Source organism: Helicobacter macacae MIT 99-5501, assembly GCF_000507845.1.
GTDB lineage: Bacteria > Campylobacterota > Campylobacteria > Campylobacterales > Helicobacteraceae > Helicobacter_B > Helicobacter_B macacae.
This window is the reverse complement of the sequence record NZ_KI669455.1, coordinates 509978-524142: the sequence shown is the minus strand read 5'-3', so window position 1 is coordinate 524142 and position 14165 is coordinate 509978. Positions and strand designations below refer to the sequence as shown.

Sequence of the window (14165 nt, the reverse complement as noted above, 5' to 3'; positions counted from 1 at the left end):
AATTTTACTTATTTAGAAAATCTATCACTTCAATGCTTGCTTGCATATATATCTTTGCCACGCTAGAATCTGGGGCGAAATACACCACAGGCTTGCCCTCATCGCCGCCCTTGCCTATCGTGCTATCTATGGGGATTTTGGCTAGCACTTTTGTGTCGTATTTTTTTGCTAGCTCATCTGTGCCATTTGAGCTAAAAATATCGCTTTTTTCGCCACAGCAGGGGCAGATAAAACCACTCATATTTTCGATGATTCCAAGAGTGGGGATAGATAGCTTGGCAAACATATCAAGGCAACGAGCTCCATCATCTAGGCTTACAAGCTGTGGTGTGCTTATGGCTATTCCTGCACTTAGAGGCACACTCTGTGCGATAGATAGCTGCGCATCTCCTGTGCCCGGGGGCATATCAAGCACCATTATATCCATTTCCTCCCACGCCACATCGCTAAATAGCTGGGAAATCGCACGCATAAGAATCGGTCCACGCCAAATAAGGCTCTCACCTTGTCCAAAAAGTAACCCAATACTCATTATATCCACGCCATAGACATTTATAGGGATAAGCCTTTTGCCACTCTCATCAAGTGCTGGCTTTTTTTCTTGCACGCCAAACATTCTAGGAATATTTGGTCCATAAATATCCACATCAAGCAAGCCGACTTTTTTGCCCTGCATAGCAAGGGCTATGGCGAGATTTGTCGCTACGGTGGATTTGCCTACGCCACCCTTGCCCGAGCTTATCATAAGGAAATGCTTTGCTTGTGGGAGGAGGTTTTTTTGGAGTGGATTTTGGTGGGGTGCGTTTTGGGGATTTTGTGGATTTGGCGAAGTGTCAAAATTTTTGGTATTTGGGGCGGTAGATTTTGTATTTGCTTGCGCGTCTACTTGTGTGCTTTTGGGGCTTGTGGGGGTAATGATTTCTATATGGATAGATTTTATGCCTGCTTCTTCTAGTCGCACCCCGTTTATTTGCGCTTCTTGAAGTTTGCGCTCTATATTATCGTGCAAAGCCTTTGCCACAGATTCATCTCGTGAAGGAATCTGCACGGATATTTGCACTTCATCATCGCTTATGTTTATGTCTTTTACAAAGCCGTAGCTTACAATGTCTTGGGTAAATTGTGGATAAATCACAAGGGATAGAATCTCTTTTATTTGCTGTTGTGTTATTTGCATTTTTGTCCTTTTTGTTGTGTTTGTTTGGCGTTAAAGTGGCTTTATCTACTCTCTAAATCGTAGCAAACCGCGTAGTTTGTATGATAAATTTGCTTAAATTTTGCTAAATTTTTGTGGGATTTTTTGTGCCTTATGATTTTATGGGCTTTTTTTTGCATTTAACCGCTAGTTTGATATTATTAGTATAACTATTCTTTAGCTTACTAGACTAAAGTTTCTTACTAATTTTTATATAAATCCTTGACTTATTAACCAAAAATTTTCTAAAATATCGCACTTAAATTATCCAAGTGCTAATTTAGTGCTAACTGATTTAAGTAAAATAAACACTCATTAAAAGGAGAAACAAATGAAATTCAAACCACTTGGCGAACGCGTCCTAGTCGAAAGACTAGAAGAAGAGAGCAAAACTAGCTCTGGTATCATCATACCTGATAACGCAAAAGAAAAACCGCTTATGGGCAAAGTCAAAGCCATAAGCGCGAAAGTCGCTGAAGAAAAAACTCTAAAAGAGGGCGATACAATCGTGTTTGGCAAATACTCTGGAAGCGAAATCAAGCTAGACAATGTCGAATATATCGTCCTAGAATCCAAAGACATTCTAGGCGTCTTAGCCTAAAGTAAAATCTAAAATAAGGAGCAACAAATGGCAAAAGAAATCAAATTTAGCGATAATGCTAGAAACAAACTATACGAAGGTGTAAAGCAACTAAATGACGCTGTCAAAGTAACAATGGGACCACGAGGACGAAATGTGCTTATCCAAAAATCCTATGGTGCACCAACAATAACAAAAGACGGCGTAACTGTGGCAAAAGAAGTCGAGCTAGCAGACCCTATAATGAATATGGGCGCACAGCTTGTCAAGGAAGTCGCTAGCAAAACAGCTGATGCGGCAGGAGATGGCACAACTACTGCTACTGTGCTTGCATATAGCATTTTCAAAGAGGGCTTGCGCAATATCACAGCAGGTGCAAATCCTATCGAAGTAAAGCGCGGTATGGACAAAGCAGCTCAAGCTATCACTGAAGAGCTAAAAAAAGGTAGCAAAAAAGTCGGTGGCAAAGGCGAAATCGCACAAGTGGCAACTATCTCGGCAAACTCTGATGAAACTATCGGCAACCTCATCGCAGAAGCTATGGAAAAAGTCGGCAAAGACGGCGTAATCACCGTAGAGGAAGCAAAGGGAATCAACGATGAACTAACAGTAGTAGAGGGAATGCAGTTTGATAGAGGCTACCTAAGCCCTTACTTCGTTACAAACGCAGATAAAATGAATATCCAACTAGAAAATCCATATATCTTGCTTACAGATAAAAAAATCTCTTCTATGAAAGATATTCTCCCACTGCTAGAATCCACAATGAAGAGTGGCAAACCACTACTTATCATTGCAGAAGATATAGAGGGTGAAGCTCTAACTACACTTGTGGTAAACAAACTTCGAGGTGTGCTAAATGTCGCAGCGGTAAAAGCTCCGGGCTTTGGTGATAGACGCAAGGAAATGCTAAAAGACATAGCCATACTCACAGGCGGACAAGTCATAAGCGAGGAGCTGGGCAAAAATCTAGAAAGTGCAGAAATCGCGGATTTGGGGCAAGCTGCTAGAATCGTTGTAGATAAAGACAACACAACCATAGTCGATGGCAAAGGCAAAGCCGCAGAAGTAAAATCTCGCGTAGCTCAAATCAAAACTCAAATCGCAGACACTACAAGCGACTATGACAGAGAAAAATTGCAAGAAAGACTAGCAAAACTTAGCGGTGGCGTAGCTGTTATCAAAGTCGGTGCTGCAAGCGAAGTAGAAATGAAAGAGAAAAAAGATAGAGTAGATGACGCGCTATCAGCGACAAAAGCAGCCGTAGAAGAGGGTATAGTCGCAGGTGGTGGCGTAGCACTTATCCAAGCCTCTCAAAAAGTAAACCTAAAACTCACAGGCGATGAGCTCATCGGCTATGAAATCATCAAGCGAGCTATCAAAGCACCTCTAGCACAAATCGCTCTAAATGCTGGATTTGACGCGGGTGTGGTGGTAAATAAAATCGAAGAAACAAAAGAAGATGGCTATGGGTTTGATGCAAGTAGCGGAAAATACGGCAATATGTTTAAAGCAGGTATCATAGACCCACTAAAGGTTGAGAGAATCGCACTTCAAAACGCTGTATCTGTCTCAAGCCTAATGCTTACCACAGAAGCGACAATCAACGAAATAAAAGAGGATAAGCCAGCCCCTGCAATGCCTGATATGGGTGGAATGGGAGGTATGGGCGGAATGGGAATGATGTAATCAATCCTAATAATGCTTTAGCACCTCTTAATAAAGGCTAGGAGATAGTCCTAGCCTTGACTTCAAAATCCTACAAAACTAGCAAAATCTAAAATCTCTAAAAACTTGCTGAAAAAAAAACTTAAATAAAATCTATTTTGCAAACTATAAAATCTAAATTGACACCCAAACCCCACACTAGCGATTCTATGCAAAAATATATTTGTTTTTAAGCAAAATCGCACAAAGTCTAAAATACCAAAACTGCGATGAGTATGATTAGGTTATGCAAGCAATGCTCCCCCTGCCCTACTCTTTTTGTGCTACATTCCTTTGCACAACATTTCCACCGCCATTTTGAGTAAAAACCCTAAAATCTAAGTTTTTAGCCCTCCACTCCAAAATGCAAAACTCTTAGAATCTACGCTATAAAATAAATCAAGCAAATGATGATTTCAAAGCATATTGACTACTCATTGATAAAGCATTGTATACGCTTGATTCCCTCTATGATTTGCTCCTCATTGCAAGCAAAGCTCATTCGCACAAATCCTTCAGCACCAAAGGCACTTCCCGGGACAAGTGCTACACCTTGAGATTCTAGCAACTGCTTGCAAAACTCCATAGAGTCTACTTTGGATTCCGCGCTAGATGATTTGGATTTTAGGCTTGGTTTTGTGTCGCTTACGCCATTTATGTCGATAAATAGATAAAACGAGCCTTGTGGCTTTAGCACTTTTAGCTGGGGGATTTTGCCTATGCTATCACAGGCTATATCACGGCGGTTTTTAAAAGCTACTCGCATAGATTCTATTTGTGCGTCTACTAAACCATTTAGCGCGACTATGGCAGCTTTTTGAGTGATAGAGTTGATATTTGAAGTGCATTGGCTTTGTAGATTGTCCATCATTTTGACTAGGCGTGTGTCCTTGCACGCTAGATAGCCCATACGCCAGCCTGTCATCGCTACGGATTTGCTAAGTCCATTTATCGTAATCGTGCGCTCTAGACTTGCAGAATCTAGCGAGCCCACCGAGCAAAACTTCCCATCATAGACAAGTTTTTCATAGATTTCATCAGCGATTATCCAAATATTTGTGCCTTTTAGCACCGAAGCTATCGCTTCTAGCTCGGCGCGTGAATACACCATACCTGTGGGGTTTGATGGCGTAGTAAGCACGATAGCTTTTGTCTTGGGCGTGATATGTTTTTGCAGCATAGCAGGCGTTAGCTTAAACCCACTTGCGAAATCCGTATCTACAATGACGCTTTTTCCACCACTATATTCGACAATCTCGGGGTAAGTAACCCAATAAGGAGCGGGGATAATCACCTCATCGCCATCATCAACTATGGCTTGAAATACATTAAATAGCGATTGCTTCGCTCCATTGCTTACCAAAATCTCTTTTGGGCTGTATTCTAGCCCATTATCGCGCTTTAGCTTATCAGCGATAGCTTGCTTTAGTTCGGGGATTCCTGCTACGGCAGTGTATTTGGTAAATCCGCTATCAAGTGCCTTTTTTGCCTCATCTTTTATCGCTTGAGGTGTGTCAAAATCTGGCTCGCCCGCAGAAAAGCTAAGAATATCCCTGCCTTGAGATTTTAGCTCTCTTGCAAGTGTAGAAATAGCGATAGTAGCGGATTCTTGGAGGTGTTGGATTTTGCGTGAGTAAGTGGGCTGCATATATGCTCCTTAGAGTTAAGTAGAATTTAAAAAGGCATTTTTGGCTGTGTAGTGTGCCAAAAATCGTGCAAAAAAATTGCAAGCAAAAAAAACATTTTTAGATTGTAGCAAAAGCAAGGCAAAAACAAGCTAAATCTATACAAAATCATAAAAATTAAGCAAAAACTAGATTTTGCCACCTTAATATCATTTGTCGTGTTTTTATTTTGTTGATTTGATTTTTTGTATGTTTGATTTTGTATTAGACATTGAGAGAATCTTTAAAAATCCTTGATTAGCAAAAATTATAAAAAATATAATCATTTTGCTTGCCAAAAGTTGCCAAAATCTGTTAGCATTTGCTAATCCAAATCAAAATAAAGGTAATAAAATGTTTTTATCCAGCGCGACATTAGGGACAATGATATACCAAACCACATATTTTTTGTTATTTGCACAGCCACTATGTTTTGGGTTTTTGTTTGGGAAATACACAAAATTGCGTGATATTTTTTTGTGTTTGTGCTTGATTTTTGCACAACTTTTTCTTATTGATTTTGATTATTCTCGCTTGAGTGTTCCTACATTAAGTGCCTTGAATTATATCTGCTTTGCACTATCTTTAGGTGGTTTTGGCTATATGATGAGATTATTATACATTGTTACAAAGGCAAGGAATGTGGCAAAAAATAACACAAAATGTTCTGTGGAATATTATCCAAAGTATTTTACAAAAGATTTTATGGGTATAGTCATTATTTTTGCGTTACTGTTCGTGGTAGTGGTAGCAAAAATGGTGTATGATTTTATGTAGTTTTTTTTTCTCACAATTTTTTGTATACTTGAAGTCTTAAGGAATCAAAATGCTAGGCTATTTTACAAAATCAAATCGTGGCAGCTTTTGCAATGGTATTTTTGGCAAGATTTTGGTGGTGTATTTTTTTGCATTCTTTTGGCACTCTTTTGCATTAGCGGGGTATTCTTGCAATGATTTTTGGTGCAGGGACACAAAGGCTGGCTTAGGGGGATATGTGGATGCGATAGGCATAAATGGCGCAAACCCTAGCCTAACTCAAGGTGGTGCATATTTTGCAGTGCATTTTCGCAAGTGGCAAGAGTGGTTTAGCTTCGGTGGAAGTGCTGATTTTGGCTTGGGAAGTGCAAGCATAAAATCTACGAACGCCACAAATTCTACAAGTGCTATCCCAAACCTAGCAAAATCCTCTTTGCACTTTGGTGTGAGTGGCACTCTATATGCTGGGCTAAACGCATATCAGCTAGATACCCCGATTTTTGTTGATATTTTTGTAAATTTTCGCTCACAAATCTATGAAGTAGACTCCAAAATGCCCTCCAAGATTTTGCTATCGCTTGGCACAAGCCTATCAAGCCTGCAAAATCTAAATGACACCATCGGCATAGAGTATGGAATCTCTTATGGCTACATAGTCTATGGAGAATATATTTTTAGAAATTATAGCTCCTATCGCCCAAATCCACAATTCCCCACAAATGAGCACAAAACAAATGATACTTCTTCGCGCATAAACCCAAATAGCCACGAGATAAAAGCATTTATAGGGCTTTTTGACGCTAGAGGGGCAAAAGCATCACTATATGGACGAATAAGTGCGATATATCATTACTTGGATTCTTCGCGTGTGGTGGCGTTTGATAATGCACCAAATGTGTCTTATCCGCACTCACAAAATATCAGCATAACGCTTGAAATGGGTGTTGGATTTTAGTGATTTTGGTAGTGATTTGGCGATATTTGGTAGCAATAGATTTTATAAAGATTTTACATATCTAAAAAGACAAAATCTATAAATTTTTGTTACAATGTTTGGCGTGTGTTTTGTGATTTAGCAAAAACACCGCACAAAATAATAGCCAAAAGGAAGTAGAAAATGTCAGCTAAAGTCCAAGCCCACGCAAATCATTCTTTGCAAACAGTATCAAAAGATTTCACACAAGATTTCACTGCAAATGCCTCACAAGATAGTGCCAAAACCTCCACTCAAACCCCTACAAAAACCACCTCACAAAGCCAAAAATCGCCAAATAACCTAAGTGCAAAACTAAAGAGAATAATCCTTATCCGCCACGCTGATAGTATGGATAGAGAGATATTTGCCAAATCGTGCAAAACCACCAAAACTCCGCATAATGATATGCTTCGCCCGCTTACCAAAAAAGGCAAAATCCAAAGCGAAAATATAGCTAGCTTTGTCCAAAATTTTTTGCATACCCAAAAAACTCCTATTTCTTGCGTGCTTACTTCTCCTGCTAAGCGCACGATACAAACGATAAAACCACTCTCAAAAGTGCTAAAAAAAGTTCCTTGTCAGCTTTGTGATTTTATCTCGCCTGATTGTGGGATAGAGGGATATGAAAAGGCGATATATGCAAATGATGAGCTAGCTCAAACGCTCGTGCTTGTGGGGCACGAGCCTGATTTGGGCGAATTTGTCAAATACGCTTTGGGGGTAGCGCATTTGGACGCGCTAGAATTCCCAAAAGGCGTGATAATCGAGCTAAAGAAAAAACCAAAAGTAAAAAATCTGCAAGGTGGATTTACCCTATCGCTTTTTATCCCTCCTAAGTATTTGCCAAAATACTTAGCCTAGTTTTTGCTAGATTCTAGTAGCCACAAAATCCAACGCGTAAAATCCCCACATAATAAGCACTAAAATCAACATTTATAGAATTTTACACTTTAGGTATTGTCTTTTTAGGACATTATTTTTTGTGGCATTATTTTGAAATCTATGATTGTTGATTCTTTAGTGTTTTCTATTCTTAGCATTGCATATCCTAAGGTTGCTTTGCCAAAATCACTAAAATGGATTTTGCGTTTTGCTAGACTATGTTTTTTCTATTTTTCTTTATCTGCTTCTTTGAAAGGATTATTAAGAGATGTTAAGGCTACTAGATATTCTTGCAAATTTTGGCTATGGATTTTCATCACATTTTTAAATCTAGTCAATGCTTCACTACATTTTTGTGTTGTTTCTTTTGAGGGGTTTTTTAGGCAGTCTAGCTCTGCTTTGTGAAATGCTTTTCTGCTCGCTCTAACTTGTTTAGTTGTTTGCAGGACTTTTTTTAACAATCTTTGTGTCTTTTGTGTCATTTTGTCTTGTTGGCTACATTCATCGTGTGCTTGCTCTACCTTAATCGCCAAGTCTAAAAGTGCGCTATCCTCCTCCTCAATTTTCCAAAATACTCCAACTTTTAGCTCTGTGCCGTCTGTTAGCGATATGGTAGAATCTTTGAGTGTTTGTATATATTCCCTCAAAGATTCATTGTAGATTTTCATTTGCTGTGCTAGCCTAGCCAATGCTTCGTTGCATTTTTGCATCGCTTCTTTTGAGGGGTTTTTTAGGCAGTTTATTGCTTCTTTGTGTGTCGCTATTTTTAAGTTCTTGTATTGTTGCCCTATTTGTTGGATTTTTGTAATTGCATTTTGTAGTGTCTCATTTTGGTGACATAGCACTTCAAATCTTTTTGCTTGCTCTACTGCCTCTACTAAATCACTCATTGCGTTATCTTCTCTAGCAAATTCCCAAAACACCTCTGCTTTTAGCTTTATGCCATTTATTCCATTTAGTAGCATTGTATATGCAACCATAAATCCCTCTTGTGAAAAATCATCATTTATTGCCATAAGAACTCCTTATTTTGATATAGATTTTGCATTATACCATATCAAAATATCACGCTATTTTGGCGTGTGAAGCCCATCAAAAATGTCGCCACAAAAGCGACAAAATGTTTTTGATAAACCATAGTAAAGAATCAAAAAAATAAATAAAAAAAAACTCTAAAAACTCTCCCCAAACCACTGCGCTACACTGCTTCGTATCGTCTGCCTTAGCTGAATCCCAGCGATTATATCCTCACTCAAAGCCTTTTGAAGTAGGCTTACCGCGCCATTGCGAAATTTACTTAAATATGGGTGGTCTATCTGTGCCCAATCGCCCAAAAATACGATTTTGCTATCCTCGCCAAGTCTTGTGCCTATAAGCTTGATTGTCGCGTTTGAAGCGTTTTGGACTTCATCAAATATGACAAACTTTTTGCGGATAGTGATACCGCGAGCGTGGGCTATATCCACCACTTGGATATTATGCTTTTTTAGGAAATATTCTGTGGCATCCTCTTTGTGAATAGTATTTACATCGCCTCGATATTCTATGTAATTTTTCATAGAAGTTGATTGCAGGGAATCAATAGTGAAATTTATCGCACTATATAGTGGATACATAAAATACCCTAGCTTTTGCTCCTCATCGCCTTTGCGAAATCCTAGCTCGGCTTCTTTATCGCTAGCTGTTACGGTGTTTCGCAGGTAGATTATCCCATCGACTATGCCCTCTTTTTGCAAGTAGATTCCTGCTTGAAGTGCAATTAGGGTTTTGCCAGAGCCTGTCGAGCCTGTGGCGATAGTAGCGATATTTTGCTTATGGATTAGCATAGCAAAAAGCATTTTTTGCTCTAGATTCATAGGCGTGATATATGGGTTTGCTTCTTTGATAAGTGCGTCTAGCTCTAGCTCTTCAAATCTCCCACTAGAGCTACTACCCACCTTTATGCCAAATCGCTTTTTGCCTGTGAGGTATAGCGAACTATCGGTGTTGTCTTGCTCATCAATTTGGATAAGACTCCATTGGCTAAGGGATTTGAACTCTTTGCTTTTTTCTAGCGTGGCTATATCGGCGTCTTTGTGTAGCAAAAACTTATGCCAAAAGTCAATATCACTTGGATTTTCTACGCGGTCGCGAAATAGCGATTCTGCCTTGATATTTCGCGCAAGGCAGCGAATCTTTAGCGAAATGTCATTTGTAAGCAAGATTAGGTTGTAGTCTTTGGCGATTTCTGCGATTCTAGCGTCATTTAGCCCATATTCTAGGGATTTGGTTTGATAGTTTTGACGAAAGATTATGATTAGTGGGATAGTGGTGGTTTTGGCATTTGCCCTGCTTATAGAGGAGGTGGCTCGCACTTCATAGTGCACCACACGAAAAAAATCCCCCTCCAATGGCAAAATCTTAGCAAAATCGGTTTTTGTTAGATTTTGGGATTTTGCTTTATTTGCGGTTTTGATTGGCGGATTTTGGCTAGCTAAGCCTTTGGTTGATTCTCCCTCATCGATGATATTGCGGAAAAACTCCCTAGCGAAAAATCCAACCTCGCTAGAAGTCTTTTTTTTGTCAAGCTCATCTAGGACAATGTCGCTTATAAATAGTGTGTTTTTGGCGTTTTGGTAAAGGTAGATAAGGTTTTGTGGGTCATCTAGGATAACAGAAGTGTCAATAAGGTAGGATTTTTTGCTCAATTTTTGTTCCTTTTTGGTTTTATATTGTCGATTTAGTGTGCATTTAGATTTATTTTGTTACAATTCTAGCTGGCTGTAAGCTATGTGGTGTGCTACTCTATCTTAGGGCAAAATCATAACAACGCTAGTTTTTGCGCTAGATTTTGGTTTTGCTAAAGATTAGCCACTATCGTGTATAGAACGCAAAAATTGTAACATTGTGATTCTAAAAAACTCATAAAAAGGAGACAAAATGTCGGTAACTTTTAAAGGAAGTCCTGCAAGTCTTGTAGGCAAACAACTCAAAGTCGGTGATATTGCCCCACAAATCGAGCTTGTTGATAAGGATTTGAACCACATCAAAGTCGGTGGCGCACTTGGCAAAAAGCAAATCATCAATGTTGTCCCAAGCCTTGATACAGGGATTTGTCAGATTCAGACAAAACGATTTAACAAAGAGGCTGCTAGCTTGTCAAATGCGGTGGTGTTTGTAGTAAGTATGGATTTGCCTTTTGGTGCAGGTAGATTTTGCGCGGTAGAAAATATCGACAATATCGTTGTAGCAAGCGACTTTATGGAAAAAGCATTTGGAAAAGAGTATGGGCTTTTGCTTGCCAATACTCCGCTAAAAGGGCTACTTACTCGTGCGGTGATTGTCCTAGATGAAAAAGGGAAAGTCATCTACCAAGAAATCTGCGAGGAAATCAACAAAGAGCCAGACTATGATTCTGCCCTTCAAGCTGCAAAATCCTAATCACTAGCTTCTAAAAAAGCATAGATTTTAGCTTTGCTAGAATCTATGCGAACTTCTTTTTGCTTTTCTACTTTATTTTGCTATTTCTTTTTTGCTTGTTTTTTTTTAAATTGATTGCGTTTGTTTTGTTTGTAGTTGTTTTGTATTTTTTAACGTCGCTTTCGTGCGAAATCTAAATAAAACTCTACATAAATCCACGCACCCAAAATCCGTGCCGACTATCGACAAAAATCCATTTACTTTAAATTTTTGGAACACTGCTTGCTTTACTCATTTGCCAAATTCCACCGCGAAGGATGCAAATGAGTTTCAGGATAAACACGAACATTGCTGCGCTAAATGCGCACACCACAGGCGTAGAGAACAATAGATTGCTCGCAAGCTCGCTAGAGAAACTTAGCTCGGGGCTTAGAATCAACAAGGCAGCCGATGATGCTTCAGGTATGGCGATTGCCGATAGTCTGCGAAGTCAGAGCGAGAGCTTAGGACAGGCGATAAGAAATGCCAATGATGCTATCGGTATGATACAAGTAGCCGACAAAGCTATGGATGAGCAAATTAAGATTTTGGATACCATAAAGACAAAGGCTATCCAAGCAGCGCAAGATGGACAGACTTTGGAATCTCGCCGCGCGTTGCAAGCAGATATTCAGCGACTACTAGAGGAGCTAGATAATATCGCAAATACGACAAGCTTCAACGGGCAGCAAATGCTCTCTGGCTCTTTTTCTAACAAAGAATTCCAAATCGGTGCGTATTCAAATACCACAGTAAAAGCCTCTATCGGACCTACAAGCTCAGATAAGATTGGACACGTCCGTATGGAATCCTCCTCTATTCTTGGCACGGGAATGCTAGCAAGTGCTGCGGGCAAAAACCTTACCGAAGTCGCTCTAAACTTTAGAGAAGTCGATGGGCTAAATAGCTATGAGCTAGAAACTTGCAAAATCTCTACTTCTGCAGGTATGGGTGTGGGACACTTAAGTGAAATCATAAACAAATTTTCCGACACGCTTGGTATCCGCTCGGCTTATAATGTGCTAGCTACAAGTGTAGACCCTGTAATGTCTGGCACGGTAGAAAAGCTAGTTATCAACGGCACAACAATAGGAACTGTAAATGATGTCCGCAAAAACGACTCTGATGGACGACTAATCAATGCAATAAATAGTGTAAAAGAGCGCACAGGCGTGCTAGCCTACCTTGACATCACAGGACGGCTAAACCTCTCTGCACCAGATGGCAGAGCGATACAAATCCACGCAGAGGGCGATGCGGCAAATGTCTTTGGTGGTGGGGATTTCAACGGCATATCAGGGTGGAATCACGCCATCATCGGACGCTTGACACTTATCCGCACAGATGCGCGTGATATTTTGGTAAGTGGGGTAAATTATAGCCACGTGGGATTCCACTCCGCACAAGGCACAGCAGAATACACCGCAAACTTGCGTGAGCTAAGGGGAATCTTTGGTGCAAATGTCGCAAGTGCCTATGGCGCAAATGGCAATGTTGCCCAAGCGGACTTGAATTGGAAAGGTATCGGTGCGGGCGTAACCACGCTAAAAGGTGCGATGCTTGTTATGGATATGGCAGATTCTGCGCGAGCACAGCTTGACAAAATCCGCGCCGACATAGGCTCTGTCCAGCTACAATTAGTCGTAACGGTAAATAATGTATCTGTAACGCAAGTCAATGTCAAAGCGGCAGAATCTCAAATCCGTGAAGTGGATTTCGCTAGTGAATCAGCGAACTTCTCTAAACACAACATTTTGGCACAAAGCGGTAGCTTCGCTATGGCGCAAGCAAATGCAGTGCAACAAAATGTGCTTAGACTACTTCAGTAGATTTTTGATTGCATAATCTATTGCTTTGTAGGTTTTAGTCTAAAATCTACAAAGCAAAACTTCTTTGACTTTTTTTTGATTCTTTGCAAAACCTTGCGTTGATTCTATGAAATCTTTTTTGCACTTTTTTAGCGACTCTATCAAAAGCAGGCTAGAATCAACTTTGCAATACCCCCACAATATAGTTATGATAAAAAATTTCATAATGTAGAAAAATATTTGCTTTTTTGATTTACAATACCGCTACTTTTTGCTTGTTATTGCTTTATCAAGCAGTTTGTAGCAAATAGTCGTGTTGGTTTTTTGAGTTAGATTCCACGATATGTATAAGAAACTCTCTTTTATGTTTTTGTGTATTTTTTGCGCACCTTTAGGACAATGGCATAAAGCGCACTTACCCCACACCATAGCCACAAAAATGGGTCGATACAATAATCCCACACTCCCATTTCCCCAAAAATCTTATATGCAAATAACCCACACACTAGCCCCACACCTAGTCGCGCACTCACAAAATATCCGACAATAGCAAATACCCACAAACTAGCCATTTGGGTAAAAGAATCTAAATGGTAAAAATCAAGCCAATATAAATTTATTTGGCTAGGCAAATGATAATTTATGCTAAAGATTCCACCCAAAAACTCCGCATACACAACCGCCCCCACCAAAAAGATAACAACCTTTGATTTTGTATCAAAAAATGGCTGAAAACTCTCTCTACGCTCCAAAATCTGCCACCCGCTCCAAATACTCATAACCACCAAAAGCACGCTAGGTGCGCCAAGCAAAGCATACGCATATCCACTTACACTAAAAGAAGTAAATGGCATAAGAAGCAAGAAAAAGGCAAGCAAGATAAATAGGGCTATCCATTTTTTAGCGTATTTGCGCAATGCCTTTTGTGCGATAAAAAGCACACTTGAAACAAGCACAATGCTTAGTGCGATTTCATTTGCTAGTGCGTGTATCACACTCATTGTGCTTCCTTTTTGTGCGATTTTGGTTTGTGCAATTTTGGCAAAAGTAGTGTGCGAATATGCTCCCTCCCATAAGTGTAAGAAATATGCACAAACTCGCTATTTACAGCCACACTAGGATATGACACCTCCTTGCCCTCTAGCTCATCAAGTCGCAT

The 14165-nt window shown here is 39.8% G+C and carries 11 protein-coding genes and 1 pseudogene; 6 read left to right on the top strand and 6 right to left on the bottom strand.

All coding sequences use genetic code 11. The features are described 5' to 3' along the window. Positions 1-4: 4 nt before the first annotated feature. Positions 5-1177, bottom strand: a complete 1173-nt coding sequence (locus HMPREF2086_RS09790) for an Mrp/NBP35 family ATP-binding protein (protein WP_023928676.1) — start codon at positions 1175-1177, stop codon at positions 5-7. 349 nt (positions 1178-1526) lie between these two features. On the opposite strand from HMPREF2086_RS09790, the pseudogene groES reads away from it, so the two are divergent. Both groES and groL read left to right on the top strand, forming a co-directional pair. After that, positions 1527-1793 (top strand): annotated as a pseudogene (groES, locus tag HMPREF2086_RS09785) (co-chaperone GroES); the annotation flags it as partial. A gap of 30 nt (positions 1794-1823) precedes the next feature. Beyond that, on the top strand, positions 1824-3464 hold the full coding sequence (groL, locus tag HMPREF2086_RS09780; protein ID WP_023928673.1) for a chaperonin GroEL: 1641 nt from the start codon (positions 1824-1826) through the stop codon (positions 3462-3464). Positions 3465-3912: 448 nt separating this feature from the next. Here the strand turns inward: groL and HMPREF2086_RS09775 are convergent, their stop codons facing one another. After that, entirely contained in the window at positions 3913-5130 is a 1218-nt protein-coding gene (locus HMPREF2086_RS09775) for a pyridoxal phosphate-dependent aminotransferase (protein WP_023928671.1), read from the bottom strand. An 842-nt stretch (positions 5131-5972) separates the two neighbouring features. Between HMPREF2086_RS09775 and HMPREF2086_RS09765 the strand changes: the two genes are divergently transcribed. Beyond that, positions 5973-6857: a hypothetical protein gene (locus HMPREF2086_RS09765; protein ID WP_023928669.1), complete on the top strand. Its 885-nt coding sequence runs from the start codon at positions 5973-5975 to the stop codon at positions 6855-6857. 162 nt (positions 6858-7019) lie between these two features. Continuing rightward, the gene (locus HMPREF2086_RS11055; protein ID WP_023928668.1) at positions 7020-7739 is read left to right on the top strand and encodes a SixA phosphatase family protein; all 720 of its coding nucleotides are present in this window, start codon (positions 7020-7022) and stop codon (positions 7737-7739) included. Positions 7740-7987: 248 nt separating this feature from the next. On the opposite strand, the gene HMPREF2086_RS09755 is transcribed toward HMPREF2086_RS11055, so the two are convergent. Beyond that, positions 7988-8776: a hypothetical protein gene (locus HMPREF2086_RS09755; protein ID WP_023928667.1), complete on the bottom strand. Its 789-nt coding sequence runs from the start codon at positions 8774-8776 to the stop codon at positions 7988-7990. Between the two features lie 156 nt (positions 8777-8932). Next, complete coding sequence (locus tag HMPREF2086_RS09750; protein WP_023928666.1) at positions 8933-10447, bottom strand: PhoH family protein; 1515 nt, start codon at positions 10445-10447, stop codon at positions 8933-8935. A 232-nt stretch (positions 10448-10679) separates the two neighbouring features. Between HMPREF2086_RS09750 and tpx the strand changes: the two genes are divergently transcribed. Both tpx and HMPREF2086_RS09740 read left to right on the top strand, forming a co-directional pair. Next, a complete protein-coding gene (tpx, locus tag HMPREF2086_RS09745; RefSeq protein ID WP_023928665.1) occupies positions 10680-11180 on the top strand; it encodes a thiol peroxidase in 501 nt (166 codons plus the stop codon). Between the two features lie 302 nt (positions 11181-11482). Then, positions 11483-13027, top strand: a complete 1545-nt coding sequence (locus HMPREF2086_RS09740) for a flagellin B (protein WP_023928664.1) — start codon at positions 11483-11485, stop codon at positions 13025-13027. Between the two features lie 341 nt (positions 13028-13368). On the opposite strand, the gene HMPREF2086_RS09735 is transcribed toward HMPREF2086_RS09740, so the two are convergent. Both HMPREF2086_RS09735 and HMPREF2086_RS11835 read right to left on the bottom strand, forming a co-directional pair. Then, complete coding sequence (locus tag HMPREF2086_RS09735) at positions 13369-14007, bottom strand: hypothetical protein (protein ID WP_023928663.1); 639 nt, start codon at positions 14005-14007, stop codon at positions 13369-13371. Beyond that, a complete protein-coding gene (locus HMPREF2086_RS11835) occupies positions 14004-14165 on the bottom strand; it encodes a hypothetical protein (protein WP_156921339.1) in 162 nt (53 codons plus the stop codon). The genes HMPREF2086_RS09735 and HMPREF2086_RS11835 overlap by 4 nt, the downstream gene beginning before the upstream one ends.